Annotated in this window: 17 protein-coding genes; 9 read left to right on the top strand and 8 right to left on the bottom strand. The window is 36.6% G+C overall.

What is annotated here, in order from left to right; genetic code table 11:
• Positions 1-42: 42 nt before the first annotated feature.
• Complete coding sequence (locus tag ACYQ0E_RS11200) at positions 43-1317, bottom strand: IS4 family transposase (protein ID WP_460188687.1); 1275 nt, start codon at positions 1315-1317, stop codon at positions 43-45.
• A gap of 380 nt (positions 1318-1697) precedes the next feature.
• On the opposite strand from ACYQ0E_RS11200, the gene ACYQ0E_RS11195 reads away from it, so the two are divergent.
• Positions 1698-2357: a DUF2202 domain-containing protein gene (locus ACYQ0E_RS11195; protein ID WP_460188311.1), complete on the top strand. Its 660-nt coding sequence runs from the start codon at positions 1698-1700 to the stop codon at positions 2355-2357.
• Positions 2358-2444: 87 nt separating this feature from the next.
• Here ACYQ0E_RS11195 and ACYQ0E_RS11190 read toward each other — a convergent pair whose 3' ends face one another.
• Positions 2445-3797 carry a Y-family DNA polymerase gene (locus tag ACYQ0E_RS11190; RefSeq protein WP_460188310.1) on the bottom strand — a complete coding sequence of 451 codons (1353 nt, stop codon included), beginning with the start codon at positions 3795-3797 and terminating at the stop codon, positions 2445-2447.
• Between the two features lie 238 nt (positions 3798-4035).
• Here ACYQ0E_RS11190 and ACYQ0E_RS11185 point away from each other — a divergent pair, with 238 nt between their 5' ends.
• The gene (locus ACYQ0E_RS11185; RefSeq protein ID WP_460188309.1) at positions 4036-4683 is read left to right on the top strand and encodes a LexA family protein; all 648 of its coding nucleotides are present in this window, start codon (positions 4036-4038) and stop codon (positions 4681-4683) included.
• A 127-nt stretch (positions 4684-4810) separates the two neighbouring features.
• Here the strand turns inward: ACYQ0E_RS11185 and ACYQ0E_RS11180 are convergent, their stop codons facing one another.
• On the bottom strand, positions 4811-5014 hold the full coding sequence (locus tag ACYQ0E_RS11180; RefSeq protein WP_460188308.1) for a hypothetical protein: 204 nt from the start codon (positions 5012-5014) through the stop codon (positions 4811-4813).
• A 65-nt stretch (positions 5015-5079) separates the two neighbouring features.
• Between ACYQ0E_RS11180 and ACYQ0E_RS11175 the strand changes: the two genes are divergently transcribed.
• From ACYQ0E_RS11175 to ACYQ0E_RS11160, 4 genes are all read left to right on the top strand, one after another.
• Entirely contained in the window at positions 5080-6957 is a 1878-nt protein-coding gene (locus tag ACYQ0E_RS11175; RefSeq protein WP_460188307.1) for a sensor domain-containing diguanylate cyclase, read from the top strand.
• 78 nt (positions 6958-7035) lie between these two features.
• Entirely contained in the window at positions 7036-7422 is a 387-nt protein-coding gene (gcvH, locus tag ACYQ0E_RS11170) for a glycine cleavage system protein GcvH (RefSeq protein WP_460188306.1), read from the top strand.
• Positions 7423-7635: 213 nt separating this feature from the next.
• The gene (locus ACYQ0E_RS11165) at positions 7636-8829 is read left to right on the top strand and encodes a class I SAM-dependent rRNA methyltransferase (protein WP_460188305.1); all 1194 of its coding nucleotides are present in this window, start codon (positions 7636-7638) and stop codon (positions 8827-8829) included.
• A gap of 64 nt (positions 8830-8893) precedes the next feature.
• Positions 8894-10144, top strand: coding sequence for a hypothetical protein (locus ACYQ0E_RS11160; RefSeq protein WP_460188304.1), 1251 nt, complete (start codon positions 8894-8896; stop codon positions 10142-10144).
• Between the two features lie 219 nt (positions 10145-10363).
• On the opposite strand, the gene ACYQ0E_RS11155 is transcribed toward ACYQ0E_RS11160, so the two are convergent.
• The 3 genes from ACYQ0E_RS11155 to lptM all read right to left on the bottom strand — a co-directional run bounded on the left by ACYQ0E_RS11155 (position 10364) and on the right by lptM (position 12286).
• Positions 10364-10771, bottom strand: a complete 408-nt coding sequence (locus tag ACYQ0E_RS11155; protein ID WP_460188303.1) for a DUF3465 domain-containing protein — start codon at positions 10769-10771, stop codon at positions 10364-10366.
• Positions 10772-10880: 109 nt separating this feature from the next.
• Positions 10881-12134 carry a diaminopimelate decarboxylase gene (gene lysA / locus ACYQ0E_RS11150; protein ID WP_460188302.1) on the bottom strand — a complete coding sequence of 418 codons (1254 nt, stop codon included), beginning with the start codon at positions 12132-12134 and terminating at the stop codon, positions 10881-10883.
• Positions 12131-12286: an LPS translocon maturation chaperone LptM gene (gene lptM, locus ACYQ0E_RS11145; RefSeq protein ID WP_460188714.1), complete on the bottom strand. Its 156-nt coding sequence runs from the start codon at positions 12284-12286 to the stop codon at positions 12131-12133. Before lptM ends, lysA begins: the two co-directional genes overlap by 4 nt.
• Before the next feature lie 284 nt (positions 12287-12570).
• Between lptM and ACYQ0E_RS11140 the strand changes: the two genes are divergently transcribed.
• From ACYQ0E_RS11140 to ACYQ0E_RS11130, 3 genes are all read left to right on the top strand, one after another.
• Positions 12571-13251, top strand: coding sequence for an alpha/beta hydrolase (locus ACYQ0E_RS11140; RefSeq protein WP_460188301.1), 681 nt, complete (start codon positions 12571-12573; stop codon positions 13249-13251).
• Between the two features lie 27 nt (positions 13252-13278).
• Entirely contained in the window at positions 13279-13797 is a 519-nt protein-coding gene (locus tag ACYQ0E_RS11135) for a HugZ family pyridoxamine 5'-phosphate oxidase (protein ID WP_460188300.1), read from the top strand.
• Positions 13798-13955: 158 nt separating this feature from the next.
• Positions 13956-14876, top strand: coding sequence for a PilZ domain-containing protein (locus ACYQ0E_RS11130; RefSeq protein WP_460188299.1), 921 nt, complete (start codon positions 13956-13958; stop codon positions 14874-14876).
• 8 nt (positions 14877-14884) lie between these two features.
• Here ACYQ0E_RS11130 and ACYQ0E_RS11125 read toward each other — a convergent pair whose 3' ends face one another.
• Together ACYQ0E_RS11125 and ACYQ0E_RS11120 are read right to left on the bottom strand one after the other, a co-directional pair.
• A complete protein-coding gene (locus ACYQ0E_RS11125; RefSeq protein ID WP_460188298.1) occupies positions 14885-15313 on the bottom strand; it encodes a hypothetical protein in 429 nt (142 codons plus the stop codon).
• A 56-nt stretch (positions 15314-15369) separates the two neighbouring features.
• Complete coding sequence (locus tag ACYQ0E_RS11120) at positions 15370-16317, bottom strand: PilZ domain-containing protein (protein ID WP_460188297.1); 948 nt, start codon at positions 16315-16317, stop codon at positions 15370-15372.
• Positions 16318-16335: the final 18 nt, after the last annotated feature.

Genomic DNA, 16335 nt, shown 5'->3' with positions numbered 1-16335 from the left:
GTCGTTACCCAATGCCATTAAGTTAAGCTGTAAGTCGTTGTTTTATAGGCATGATTTATACTCAATTGGCAGTTCTAATTTCTCTTTACTTCTCAAAGTCCTATTGAATTTTCGACCTTTTCTAATGGCCGTTACTGATAATGCTATCTTATTAATTAGCCTTCGAAGTTCTTTATCTAATTTACGAGTTGGTCCGTGAGCCAAAAAAATAAACCTGACTAGTGAGTGTTTCATTTTAGAAACCGTCTGTGCAAAATTAACTCGATATTTGAGTTTGCGTTTTTTATCTTTTCGGTTCACTTTTTTCTGTGCTACCCAGCTGTGTATTTCTGTTAGATTAGCTGCTAAGATTTTGGCAAAAAAATCCTGTCTGATTGACAACGCAGTCTTGCCTGAAAAGTTGGTAATTTCTAGCCATTGTTTTAATCGCTTATAGTTTTCTTCAATGCCCCAACGTAAAAAATAAAGATGTTTAAAGCAACTCGTTGGATAATGTCTTTCATCCATTAAATTGGTGATTAATACCTCAACCTCTGAGTCTAGGTCTACCCGAATTAAACGCAGTGTAATAGGGGCAGCATCCAATTCATTTTGTTGACATTGATTGGCAGAGTATTTTGAGGGCTTAAGCGTGACCACTTGTTGTTTAGCACCGCTCTTTACAAAAGCTTGAGCGATCTTGAGTTGGTTTACCTTTACTCTTGCACAAAACTTTCTATTGCATTGTTGATGATAAGCATAAATAGGGAAGCCACCATAGCCTCGGTCATATAACACTAAATCTTTGTTGGTTGAGTAATGAAGGTGTTCAATTGCGCAAGTTCTCTCTGATGTATGAATCGATTCAATGGTTGAATCGATCACTACGCGGTTTAAAACATCATAAAATACAGAACAAAGTGCCATAGGGCAGCCCTCGGTTGAATTCTGTCCTTTATGTACGCCAAAATTATCGACTATATTTTTTGATTTGGGTAGTCGCATCATAGAGCCATCAATGGCTGCTAATCGAAACCCTTTCCAATGCTTTAAACGTTTAGATTCAGCATAAACATGATTGACCAAGTGGTTGTTTAACGTTTTGAAGGTCAATGAGCATAACTGACTTCTTGCCTGAGTTAAAGCAGACTGCGAAGGTAATCGGCGAGAAGAACTAGACTGAACATGTTCAAAGAACTGATTGAGTTCTGTTTGCCCTGTTTGTTTTCTAAAATTGAGTAGAAAAAGAACTAAACTGGAAAAATCTAAGCTGCGATTTCGAGTGAAAGCAGTTTTGGATAGACGGTGTTGTTTTATGAAAGAAGGTCTAGATAAAATATTATTAATAAGGGTATAAGTGTTTTTAAATGAAGTTTAAAGATGACATTTGTTAATTCCTTTTCTATAACCAAAATGTAAGCTTTATCTTAACATAATCAATGCGTTACAGCTTAACTTAATGGCATTGGGTCGTTACCCCTGTAGTTTAAACCTGTTTAAGGTTTGAAAATGAAAGCGTTATCAATGTAAATTGGTAGCGCTTTTTTTTTGAGTTTAATTTAATTGTTATATGTTTAACTTATTGTTTTTAAAGTAAGTTTAAATGCCTATCAATAATTATTTATAGAGTAAAATAAAGAGAATCTTCTTTTAATGTAATATTATTACATTTAATATAGAGCGTGATAAAACTGGTTATAAACAATAAGGAATAACTTATGAAAATGACAATTCAAACTCTATTTGCCATTGCTTTTACAGCGCTTACATTAACGGCTTCAGCTGGTAATGGTTATAAACATCACTCAGCCTCAATGGAGGAAGCAACAATTGAGTCAACAATATTAGATGCTATTTCGGTTGAAGAAGAGCACGGTATTTTGTTTATGCGTGAAGAAGAAAAGCTAGCACGTGATGTGTATTTAACGCTTTACGATATTTGGGGGTTAAATATCTTTAAAAATATTGCAAAATCAGAGCAAACGCATACTGATGCAATTAAAGGTTTAATTGAAAAATATCAGCTTGCTGATCCCGTTACTGACGATACTATTGGCGTGTTTACTGACTACCATTTTGTAGAGGTGTATGAAGCTTTAGTCGCCAAAGGCAGTGAAAGTCTAGAAGGCGCTTTACAAGTAGGTACAGAGATTGAAGAGTTAGACATTAAAGATATTGCTGAAAGCATTGCTGTGGTTGATGGTAATGCTGATGTAGTTAATGTGTATTCAGAACTAATGAAAGGATCACGTAACCATTTACGTTCTTTTTGGAGCGTACTAACGCAAAAAGGATTTAATTACGTGCCTACACATATCTCTCAAGAAGAATTTGATGCCATAATCAATTCGCCAATGGAGACGGGTAATTTGAAATAAATATTTATATTTTTTCAGGTAGAAAGTAAAAAAGAGGGGTTATAAAAAGCCCTTTTTTTTATGTAAAATTTTATATAAAGAATCTGTTTATCTAGCCTGTACTGTTAATAGTTCATTCCACCGTGTTGTAAAACGGTGTGACATTAAGTTGCGATTCATTTGCCAGGCCTGGTGTTGTAAACCACTGCTTGCTAGTTTTAGTGTGTGTTTGCCCATTTGTTGATTAATTTTATCTAATACATGCATTAAACGGTCAGACTTTGGGTTGCCTGAATATTGTGGATTTGGTGCAAATAAATCGGTTTGTAAGCTCTGTTTGTCTTGAATATTTAATAGCATCACGCTGGCTTTTTGGTATTCGTAGCCGGGTTGCCAAATTTTGTTAAGTGCATGTAATGCCATTTTGGTGAGCAAGATTGTGTTGTCGGATGGATAAACTAATGGCATGGTAAATTGATTGCGGTATTGAGGTAGTTGAGTTTGGTATGGTGGCGTGGTAATAAATACACTAATGGCTTTGCAGGTGCCGTTTTGTTTGCGTAGTTTTTCAGCGGCAATTGCCGCATAACTGCTTACCGCTTGACGCATAAGATTAAAGTCCGTGACATTACGCCCAAATGAGCGTGAAGAAACAATATTTTGTTTATTGGCCGGGCTTTCGTGAAAGTCTAGGCAGGCTTGGCCGTTGAGTTCTAAGACCATTCGTTCAACATTAACTGAAAACCGTTTACGCAGTGTTTTTTGATCTAGGCTCATTAAGTCATACACGGTGTAAATTTTTTGCGCATTAAATTCTGCCGCAAGCCGTTTACCCACACCCCATACTTTACCCACCTTAATTTTTTTGTAAATGGCGTTGCGAGTGGTTTCACTTAATTGACTTAAGTCAAAGACGCCTTGGCAGTTAGGTATAATTTTAGCTAAATGATTAGCCAGTTTTGCTTGGGTTTTAGAGCTGCCAATACCTACCGCAACAGGAATGCCAATCCAATTATAAATCCGTTCTTTTAGCTGCATGGCATGTTGGTTTAAGGTGGTTTTATCCATACCCGTAAAATCCAAAAAGCTTTCATCAATAGAGTAAATTTCTTGCCTAGCCGCAAATTGCCCACTAATTGCGTGCATACGCTGGCTCATGTCGGCATAAAGTTCGTAGTTTGAGCTAAAAACGGCGGTGTTATAGCGTTTTAATATGGGGGCGACTTTAAAAAAAGGCTGAAACATCATGCTATCTGGCGTTGCGGCATGATAGCCACCCGAACCCATAGAGTTGGTTTTTACGTGTTTAAGATCAAGATTTTTAGCAATTTGGTTTGCCGCCACAATACAACCATCATTATTAGATAAAACAACAACAGGGCGATTTACCAGGCCTGGTTCAAATGCAATTTGGCAAGAGGCATAAAAAGAGTTGCCATCAACTAAGGCGTAGGTTGTCATAAATGTGTTGACCTAAAGAGAGAAAAAACGGTGTAAATAGATAGAAACCTTTTTGCACAAAGGGCTTGGCGATTCGCTATAATAGTATTTATGAAAATTGTAACATAATTCAAAAAAGGTAAAAAATCTTATTTAGATTACTCTTAAATGATTCACGTGAAACGTTTTATGCTCAATGTGTATAAGGTTTAAACAGGGTTAAGTTAAGAGAAAATCAAACAAGCTGTCAGAGGGTGAAATGAATAAAAAAAAGGATAACAAAGTGGTGACCATGTCTCATGGCGGAAGCCGCGAAGGGGCAGGGCGTAAAAAAGGAACGGGTAAGTTTGGCGAGCCAACAAAGGTTATGCGGGTTCCACAGTCTAAAGTCTCTGCTATACAGGCCTGGTTAAATTTACAAAAGAAACCAAATGCAAATGGTTTCAAGCAAACAAACCCATCAAATCAATCGCAATATGATTCGCCTTTTATGTGGTATTTACCCCAAGAGGAGAGCGAATTTATTGAGCTACCTTTGTATGAACACAAGGTTGTGGCAGGCTTTCCAAGCCCAGCAGAAGATTATATTGAAGCGCGATTAGATTTGAATGAGAAGTTAATACGCAATAAAGAAGCCACTTTTTTACTGTCGGTTCAGGGCGATTCTATGAAGGATGTCGGGATTTTGGATGGCGATACTTTGGTGGTGGATCGTAGTATTCAACCACAGGATGGCAAAATTGTTATTGCCGCTTTAGATGGTGAACTGACTGTAAAACGTTTATCTATGAAATCAACAGGTACATGGCTTGTTCCAGAAAACGAAAATTACCCGCCTATATTAGTACGCGAATCGTCAGATATCGTTATTTGGGGGGTTGTAACGGCAACCATTTCACAGTTTTAATTTAATTTGTTTAAATAATAGGTTACGTTGAACAGTAAAAACATATCTGAAAATATGTGTAAAAAAGGTTTTTAAAAAGAAGTTATTGAAATTGGGTTTTATACGTTAATATACTTGGTAGTAAAGATTACCAGGCCTGGTAATATTGCGAGGCCTTTGCATGAGTTAAGCTACGGTTAAACATGGCTAAAATCAACCTGGTTTTTGTTGAATTACTTGCCAATAACTCGCTATTAACTGTTTTATTCGCCGCAACCAGGTTTATTTTATCGCATTTAACGGAGTCTTTACGTAGCGTATAAAAATTAGCCAATTTATTAAAATTTGGCATGTTTTGTTTAAAAGAGCATAATCAAATATGTATATAAAAAAACAAAGTAAAATTAGTTAAATACTATGCCTTATTTAAAAAAAAGAACCTCTATTAATCTTGTTAGCGCCGTGGCTTTTTTGCTGATAACTTTGGTTGTATATTGGTTTTATAATAATGCAAAAAGTCGCTTATTTAATGATGCGTTACACACTTATCAAAGCAATGTTTCACATGAAATAACCGGGCTTATTGGTGATAGCCGTGAGGCATCAATGGCTGTGGCGTTATCTCTTTCAGAGAACTTTCAGGTTCAAAGTTTTATAAAACAAGATTTCTCATCTAAAGTCGCAGAAACGCTTAATTTTAAACCCTTACTTAATAAGATTAGTCAACAAACTCACTACGATGATTTGTGGATTCAAATCATAGATACAAAGGGGATTAGCCGTTATCGAAGTTGGACTAAAAATGTTGGCGATTCTATCTATTCTGCACGCTCTGATTTACGCGAGATGTTAAAGACACCCAAAATAATTAAGAGTATTAGTGTTGGTAAATTTAATTTAACGTTTAAATCCATGGTTCCACTTTTTGATGAAGGCCATAAACTGGTAGGGAGTGTCGAGGTAATATCGCATGTTACTGCTTTAACGAAAAAGTTAAACAAAATTCATGACGTTAATTCTATTGTTTTAGTTGATAAACGCTATAAAAATCAGTTGTTTGAAACACATAGTTCACGCTTTATTGAAAAATATTATATCGCTAACTCAGATGTGGATTGGCAGAACGTTAAGTTGCTACAAACCCTAAGCAAAAACAAAAACTTAATGGGGTCTTCAACAGAAACGGTTTTAAACAATAAAGTCATTACCCAGTATAAAATTCATAATGATTTAGGCGAAGTTGTTGGTTATTGGTTTACCTTTAAATCTTTAGATAAACTCAAATTTGCAGATGTAGAACAGCTCAATCAGCAATATCTCTATGCATCAATCGCATTATTGGTGTTAACACTCTTTATTATTCTTTTATATATCTTTAAACAATCATCAGATAAAAGCTTACGTTATTATCAATATGTTTTAAATTCGGCGTCTGAAATTATCTTTGTAAGTGATTACAAAATGATTAAAGAGGCCAATCAACAATTTTTTGAATTTTATTCAGACGTAACTAGCGTTGAAGAATTTTTAGAAAAATACCAATGTGTATGCGATACCTTTATGAAAAAAGAAGGCTATTTGCAAACAGAACAAGACGGTGAATATTGGTTAGATTATGTTTTAAATTACCCTGATAGAAGACATAAAGTTCAAATTGAAAAAGAGAATAAAATTTATTACTTTGAAATCAAAGTCGCGATGATCACAATTTATGAAGAAGCGTTATATAGTGTGATTATGCATGATATAACCAGTGAAGAAGAGTACCGACAAAAACTTGAATATCTATCTGAAACAGATACCTTAACAGGCTTATCAAATCGCCTGGTTTTTAATAGAACACTTACCAGTGAAGTGCATAGAGCACATCGTTACAATCTTGATTTATCAATGGTTATATTTGATGTGGATTTCTTTAAAAAGATTAATGATACTTATGGTCATGAGGTAGGTGATACCGTACTAATTACATTGGGAGAAGAGGTCACCAAACTTTTACGTGAAACCGATGTGCTTTGCCGAATTGGGGGTGAAGAATTTACCATAATTATGCCCGAAACGAATATACAACAAGCAGAAGTTACGGCAGAGAGATTACGTAAAGCGATTGAAACGCTACCAGAAAATACCTTGCCAACGCATTTAACCGTTAGTTTTGGTGTGGCTTATATGACCCGTTGGGATAATGATAAAACAATCTTTAAACGTGCGGATGAAGCGCTTTATCAAGCCAAAGAAAACGGCCGTAATCGAGTAGAAGTCTCTGAAAGTCATAAAATAAATGAAATCGATTAAATATGGTTGGTCTTATACCATTGGGTTATATAACCAGTATAATAGTCACTCTAAATTAGTTTATACAAAGGATTGAACATGAGCGTTTTACCAAGCCACTTAAAATACGCTGAAACGCATGAGTGGGTCTATATTGATGAAAATGGTATTGCCACGGTTGGAATTACCGATTTTGCTCAAGAAGCCCTAGGTGAACTCATGAGCGTGACTTTTCCAGAACTCGGTATTGATGTATCTGCCGAAGAAGAAGTTATGTCATTAGAATCGGTTAAATCGGCTTCCGAAATCTATGCGCCAGTGAGTGGTGAAATAATCGAAATAAATGAAGAACTAGAAGACAATCCAGAATTAATTAATGAAGAACCTTATGACGGCGGTTGGTTATTTAAAATTGCGGTACACGATGCTTCTGAGTTAGAAGATTTACTTTCAGATAATGAATATCAACAGTTGATTGATGGTTAATTAGTCAAGATAACATAATTAAATTACAGTAATTAAATAGACAATTAAGTCGAACACTTAAGAGGTTTAATCAATTTGGTTAAACCTCTTCTTTGTTTCAAAAGCACATTTATCTTCAAATTATCCCTGCCAACAATGACCGTGAGTAATATCATAAAAAAATGATCAATGCAGTCACGGCTAAATATAGAACACAAGAAAAGAGACCAAAACATGTTACCTAGCCTACGATTAAAAAAGAACGAAGAACGCCGCATTAAACAAGGCCATGTTTGGGTCTATAGTAATGAAGTTGATACCGTAGCCACGCCATTAAAATCGTTTGAACCTGGTCAGCAAGTTATTGTTGAAGCCTCAAATGGTAAACCTTTAGGTATGGGGTTTGTTAACCCAAATTCGCTGATTTGCGCACGTATTTTAAGCCGTAGTACCAAAGTCGACTTTAATATTAAGTTCTTAAAAAAGCGTATTCAAGCGGCGCAAGATTTACGTGAATTGTATTTTGATGAGCCTTTTTATCGCCTAGTGTTTGGCGATTCTGATGGTTTACCAGGCCTGGTAATAGATCGTTTTGGTGATGTGTTTTCAGTACAAATTACCACTGCAGGAATGGAAGCGGTTAAAGACGATATTATTCAAGTGTTAGAAAACTTGTATCATCCACAAGCTATTGTTATGAAAAACGACACGGCCAGCCGTACTTTAGAAGGGCTAGATTTGTATGAAGAAGTGGTTTTGGGTGAGCTGCCAGAATCGATTTTAATTACAGAAAATGGTACACAATTTGAGATACCGGTAGAAAATGGTCAAAAAACCGGTTGGTTTTACGATCACCGTGAATCACGTAAACGTTTACAAAGTTTAGTTAAAGGCAAACGTGTATTGGATGTGTTTAGTTATTTGGGTGGTTGGGGTGTCGCTGCCGCCGTGGCGGGTGCTGAGGCCGTAACTTGTGTAGATGCATCAGAATTTGCCTTAGATGGTGTAGATCATAATGCCGCCTTAAATGGCGTGGCAGACAAAATGACCACCATTCAGGGAAATGCGTTTGATGTGTTAAATGCGTTAAAAGCAGAAGCTGAAAAATTTGATGTGATAATTGTCGATCCACCTGCATTTATTAAACGTAAAAAAGACTTTAAACAAGGTTTTGAAGCCTATCGTCGTATTAATGAACTGGCCATGCGTGTGTTAGAAAAAGACGGTATCTTAGTTTCGGCTTCTTGTTCTCACCATTTAACGCGAGACAACTTATTGCAAGTTGTACAATCGGCATCACGTCATATTGACCGCAATATACAGCTTTTTGATCAAGGTCATCAAGGGCCAGATCACCCAGTTCACCCAGCAATTCCTGAAACCGAATACATTAAAACTTTGTTTTTTAAAGTATCACCAAGCTGGTAGAGCCGTAGTCTATTCCGAGACGGAATCCGATAGAAAATAAGCGAGAAAAATAAGCAAGATAATGATGAAATCTCCCGTTTTATTTACCGCTGCTGATCGCATGCAGCAGCAACTCGCTAAACACTGTTTTTGGGATGAGTTTGAGCAGGTTTTGTATATTGATGCCCGCAAACTTTTTCCTAAAGAGGGTGTGGTAACTATTTTAGGTTGGGATAACATGATGATGAATGCCTTGCCTGTTCCAGATTATCCACCATTTTTTAAAATAATGTCCTGGAGTAAACACCCGCAATATGCCGATTGGCGTAAACAAATCCCTGTTTGGGTGCAAGAGAGTTGCGCCTTGTTTCCTACACATCAAATGACGTTATTGCACTATGCTGGTAAATATCCACAGGTGTTAGAACTGCTAGACCATGCACCTATGTTGGCGTGGCGTTTGGTTAAGTCGAGCTTGCAAGAACCAGAGATTGTGGCGTTATTATCGGGTAAAAGAACTGATATTGCCGCCACAGTTGGCTGGCCTGGTAAAACCGAAACGGTTAAGTTTTTAACTAATTTACGTTTACGCTTAGTCAATAAAGAGATTGCTGAACAAATTGAAACCTGCCTATTAGATGAACAGCGTTTAACCGCCTTACAAAATCTACCTAGAATTAATTCTATGGCATTATCTTTAGCGGCACGTTTTCCAGAATTAATTGGTTCTAAATTACATCACGCTTTGGCAAAATTACCTTGCCGACCTATGCAGTGCCAAAGCATGATTGCACAACTAGAAGACGCCTATAGCGTAGCTGACTACTTAGGTTTGGCTGAACAAAGTGTTAATAAAATTGGTCAATGTCGTTATTTAGTAGAAGTCACCAAGATTTACCAGGCCTGGTTAAATGATGTGATTGATTCATTTGACACAACGAACATTCTATTTGATGAAAAGGCTCAAAAACAGTTTGTAAAAGGGCTAACAAATAAACTAACAAATAAACCAAAGCAGGTGCATGGTTTAGCGGATTGGATTGCGTTAACTTGTGTTCAACAACACGTTTGGTTAACCGATTTTAAAAGCGAAGCGCAATTAATGGCTTGGCAAGATGACGAAGGCATTTGGGCGGCATTGATTCATTCAGAATTACCACAAAATCCTGAACAATCTATGCAACTAAATGATATGCACAAAGTCATTAAAATGCGAGGTGAAGGTAATTGGCGCAAAACAATATTCTACGTTGCATTTATGGCAAGCCAATCAAATCAAGTCAACTTAAAAGCAGATTTCTGGCAGAGTTCTAGCAGATTTTACCAGGCCTGGTAAAAGTAATTTTAATCGTGTTTCAAGTTTAGCGGGTTAAGGTTAATATGGCTGACGAATAGGTTATTTGTTCAGTATTAATTGGTTTTGATTGGTTTACTTGGGTTTTACCAGGCCTGGTAAAAGTGATTAAAATAAGACGAATCTTAGCGTAAACAACGTTAAATGCAGTTAAATATCGTTAAAGCACACCCATCATTAAATAATTAATTGTAGGTTAGCTTATTGGTAAATTCTGCCATTATATTTTAGCCAGCCGTTTTCATGGCGACCAGAAGGGTCGTGGTGAGTCCAGTGAACAACTCCGCCTTTTGAGTTCCATTCGTATTCACCATTAAATTCAACGGTATGGCCTTTTTGTAAACGATTAATTCTTGGTGCTAAGTCAATATTATGCGCTACCAATACCGTTTGCCCAGTAGACAGTTTAAGAATAAAACGTTGATGTTGGCTGCCTTTGGTATCATCAGGCAAAATATGCACCACTGTTCCAGAGCTTTGAACCTGAAGATTACTACGATGGTGTTGGTAAGCGTGAGTGATTTGCTGAATATTGTCAGTAGTTGATTGTGACGCTGAACAACCAAATGACACTAAGGTAAAGACAAGTACAATTAATAAACGGTGCATCGTTAACCCTTTGCAGTTTTAGTTCATAATAAAAAGGCTAAGTTTTTGTGGTCACTATCATTCAATAGATAAACCAAACCTAGCCTTTTTATGAAGTGGTGTTTTTTGATTAATCGTTAATCAATATTTCAGAACCCATTAGATCTTCGTAGGTTTCACGTGGTCTAATTAACCAGGCCTGGTCATTTTTAACCATCACTTCGACCGCACGAGGGCGTGTATTGTAGTTTGAGCTCATGGTAAAACCATAAGCGCCTGCCGATTTAACCGCTAATAAATCACCTGCTTTTAAATTCAGCGTTCTATCTTTACCTAAAAAATCGCCGGTTTCACAGACTGGGCCAACTAAATCCCATTGGGTTTCTAGGCCATCGGTTCTTGGTTTAACTGGCACAATTTCTTGATAAGCCTGGTAAAGTGCAGGGCGTATCAAATCGTTCATGGCGGCATCAATAATGGCAAAGTTTTTATGTTCCGTTGGTTTTAGGTATTCAACCTCGGTAATTAAAACGCCCGCATTACCCGCAATGGCACGGCCTGGTTCAATAATGACTTCTACGCTGTCATCATTTAGTTTTTTGAGTAAAGCTTGAATATAGTCTTTGATTGGCGGCGGAGTTTCATTGGTGTACTGAATTCCTAAACCACCACCTAAATCTAGGTGATGAATATCAATGCCCATATCGGCAAGGGTATTTTTTAGCGTTATTACGCGTTCTAAAGCATCTACAAACGGGGTGATTTCTGTTAACTGTGAACCAATGTGGCAATCAATTCCAATCGGGTTAACGTGAGAGCAAGCACAGGCGTCAGCATATAAGTCTGGCGCGGTATTAATATCTACCCCAAATTTATTGTCTTTTAAACCAGTTGAAATATAGGGATGGGTTTTTGCATCCACATCTGGGTTTACGCGAATCGAGATATTGGCGATTAAATCCATAGATTTTGCCACGGTTTGAATACGATCTAATTCAGCATGTGATTCAAGATTAAAACAACGAATGCCCACTTCTAAGGCACGACGAATCTCATCAGATTGTTTAGCCACACCAGAAAAAACCACATTTTTAGGGTCGCCACCCGCTTTAAGAACGCGTTCTAATTCGCCTTGAGAAACAATATCAAACCCAGCGCCTAATTTTGCTAGTACATTTAAAACGGCAATGTTTGAATTGGTCTTTACGGCATAACACACTAAGTGCGGTTGTGTGCCAAAGGCATTGTCAAATGCTAGCCAACGGTTCTCAAGTTCGCTACGTGAGTAGATATAAAGCGGCGTACCGTACTGTTTAGCTAAAGATTCGATGCTTATATTTTCGGCAAAAAGCCCAGATTGCTGTAAGTTAAAGGCTTGAGTCATGATTTTTCCTGATGAGGTTGTAAACGTAATGCACTTGAATGATTACTTGCCAGAGGCTTTTCAGCCTTATTGTCAGGTAAGTAAACCGGGCCTTTTTTACCGCAAGCGGAAAGCAATAGAGCACAGGTTAGTAAGCTCAATATAATGGGCATTCGCATTGTTTTATCTCGTTATTGTGAGCACAAGTCTTGTGTCACGGTTATTTGTTATAAGTTTGGTAAGTTTTCTGTAATAGGGTATGTCATTTAGAGCGTAACCCTTTAAAATGGGGTTATTTTAACAGAGCACAAAAAATATCTCACGATAGATAATAATCTAAAAGAGATTAATTTAATATTTGCATTAATTCTAACCGTTTATATTGCTAACAAATTGAATTAATAGTAGTTTTGTATTTTACCAGGCCTGGTAAAACACAATAGAAAAAGGCGAAAACATGAATAAACACCTTACTCTTGCACATTTAGATTCAAGCATAGTGGTTGAACCAGAAGTAACAGCAACCTCCGCAGTTATTTGGTTACATGGTTTGGGCGCAGATGGTCATGATTTTGAAGGTATTTTGCCGCAACTGAATTTACCAAAAAATCATGGGATTCGCTTTATATTTCCGCATGCACCAGTACAAGCGGTGACTGTAAATAACGGTATGACAATGCGTTCTTGGTATGATATTTTTTCAATGAGTATTGATGAAAAGGTGGATGTTGCAGGCATTAATCAGTCAGCCAATATTGTAAATGAACTCATAGATCAGCAAATAGCCAGTGGAATTAAGTCAGATAAAATTGTGTTAGCGGGTTTTTCACAAGGCGGTTTAGTGGTCTTGCAGTGTGCTTTACACCATGCATTACCTTTGGGTGGCGTATTGGCTTTGTCTACCTATTACCCTGAGGTTTGCAAACAGCAAAAGGTTACAGAAAATAAAACAATGCCTATTTTTATGGCTCACGGAACCTTTGACCCAGTGATACCTTTGGCCGTAGCAGAAAAATCTAGAGATTATATTCAAAGCCTAGAGTTTGCTGTACAGTGGCAAGCTTACCCAATGGAGCATTCTGTTTGTATGCCAGAAATTGAAGCGATTTCAAAATGGTTAACAGAACGATTACTTTAGGTCTCATGTAAATAAGTAGGCAATAGAATGACTCATCAACAGATGTGCCAAACCTTTTTTAAAAGTAGAAAAACACTTATTTTAAGCACGCAAGACAGAGAGGGCGTTATAGAAACCAGTGTTGCCCCATTTGTGTTTATAGACGGCGTGTTTTATATTTATATTAGTGAACTCGCAAAGCACACGCAAAATTTAATGCAACAACTTCAATCTTTTGAAGCGAATCCAACTCTTGATGACGATTTTGTACAAATCAGCGGGCTTTTATTGGCAGATGAAAATCAAACAGAACAGTTATTTGCTAGAGAGCGTATTACTTTGCAATTAACGGTTGCCAAAGTATCAAAAGAGAGCGAAAAATATCAAACGATCATATCGCTTTTATCTAAAGAATTTGGTGAAGTCGTCACAATGTTAAAATCTTTACCAGATTTTCATATGTTTGCTTTAACGACCATAAAAGGTGGTTATGTTCGTGGCTTTGGTCAGGCCTTTGCGTTTAATGATTACCCGTGCCAAGAACTTGCACCCATTACCAAAAACTAAATAGTTTAGTGTGACCTTTGCGCGAGTCCAGCCACGTTTAAAAATGACTAAAATTCACCTCATTTTTGTTGAATAACTTGTCAATAGCTCGCTATTAGTGGTTTATAGTCCCCCTTAATTTGGCAAGACATTATTAATATTATAGGAACTGCATATTCATGCCTAACGCAAGACGTTACTTTCGATACGATGTGATTTTAGCTATGCACCTTGAACCTGTAAACCGATATGGTAAGCATATTGGGGCAGAACGTAGGGAGCTAATTTCGGCGGATGAAGAAGAAAAGCTAAAAGAGCTTAATGCTCAATTAGATGGTTGGTTAGAAAAGATTTTTGATGCCAGTTCTAATGCGTTGTATGTATTTTATGTGCTCAATCATCGCATTAATTTTATGTGGTGGTTGCTCGAAAACTTAATGGAATCAAACGATCCGCGTTTGGCACACGATTATAAGTTTAGAACAAAAGAAGACGCTAAATTTAAACCACCAACGACTAAAAAAACATCATCAATAGGTCCTTTGATTTTAGGGCTATATGAACAGATTGACGGGTATATTGATGAGCTGCAAGAGGTCGTCAAAAATAGTATAGAGGGAAAAATCTTCATTTACTCTCGACCTTCATTACCTATTTTTAATGATCAAGATTATGTAAATAATTTAGAAAAACTTGCTGAATCAGGCGTTTTACCCGCTAAAGTTGTACGTTTAATGATACAAAAATTGAACTTACAGGCCACTGTTTTAGAAAGGTTAAAAGAGGTTTACCGACAAATCTCAAGATCAGATGAATGGACAAGTTACCGGGTAAATTTAAGCGCTGGTGGTTTTAGTTTTGAGTCAGAAAAACCATTTGAAAAATTTGGCTTAATGGATGTTTTTATGGATATTGATGGTGATATCTTAGTCTGTCGTGGAAAAATTGTTTCTAATATCAGCTATAAAAATAAAGAGTTTGTGCATCGAATAGGGGTGCAGTTTGATTTTTTAACCGCAGAACAAGAGCAAAAAATTACTTTGTTTGAACAGCGTAAAGAGTTAAGAGATGCTATGTTAACAGTGGCATTGCCAAATTAACCTACCCATTAATCAGAAACCGGCAAGTTATTTTGGAAGCGTATATTTTGTTGTTTGGTTTGAATGGCTTTTTTAACCCAGTCTGCAAATTGTGGATGATCTGACAATACCGATTGATATAAATCTACCGGATTTGCGGTTTCTAAACCGCGAGCAAAAGCGGCAATTTCAATGAGTTTATCAATATACCGAATTGGAAAGTGTAGTTGGATTTCAAAATAGCTTACTTTGGTTAAAATGACCGCATTTAATACACTTAACCATTGTTCTTCATTCAACTTAAAGCGTTCTTGTAAAAAATCGTCAATGCCATTTATTCTTAATTCTAGCATCTGTTGCAAACTATAAAAGCGAATGAGTTCTAAGCCTGCTTCTCTTACCGAAATAGGTAAAGCATCCATGAAACTTGCATCAACGTTATGATTACTGCCAGGCATTTAAGTGAAATCTCTTTTTAGAAAATTGAATGATTATATAAATTGGAATCTATGTCTTAAGAGTATAAAGCAAATTTCATGCACTCTTTAACTTCTTGCTTTTGAATTTCTTGTTGAATGAAGTTTTGGTCATTGCCATTAGGAAATTCAAAATTAATTGCCACACGTTGTTTGTATTCTTTGTTGTCATCGCGTAGATCAACAACACTGCCATCAAAATTTATGACTTTATTGGCATGTTCAAAATACAAATAGACATCAACTCGAGAATAAAGATCGAATCGTTTAGGTAACAAAAGAGCTAAACCACTGGCACTGACATTGGCTTCTTGAGTTGGCCAGGTTTCTGGGAATTGTTTACTGTAGTTATCATCATTTATTTGACGATAAACATCTAAATAGGCTTCTAGAAATTCAGATAAATGCAAGATAGCTTGAATAAGAGGGATTTTTGCAAATTTTTTATTTTGAAAAACACTCATCATTTCATCAAGTTTATACCCAATAGGTAATAAACCTTCTACAAAAAAATGTTCGGGTGTTGATTCATTAATGCTGTTTACTAAGCGCTGTAAATAGCTTAAATATTTTTCTTCAATTAAGGATAAATATTGAAATGTTTTTGGCGAGGAAGCTTTCATCTGGTGAATAGAAGAGAAACCTTTAAGCTTTTCTTTGATTTTTAGCCAATAACTTAAATCGTTTTTTGGGCTAATTCCCATAGAAATACTTTTGGCAGATTCGCCTAAAAATTCAATATCGGCAATAACATCGTTGAATATCTGAGTAACTAAAACACTTTGTTCTTTGATTTTTTCTACAGAACGAATAGTGTCGTATTTACGGGTTTCAATCATATTAACAAGTGGTTGCGGAAAGTAATCGGCACCTGTTGCATAGATTTCTCGGTCTCTAATTGGTGAACTTGGCACTATAAAATAGCGTATAGGCATATTTACACGATGAAATCGTCGACCATTCCCTTTTCTGAACCACTTGTTCATCTGCAACTAAACCTATTA

The organism is Thiomicrorhabdus hydrogeniphila (assembly GCF_054656895.1).
Note: the sequence above shows the minus strand (reverse complement) of the source record. Positions and strands in the feature narration are given on the sequence as shown.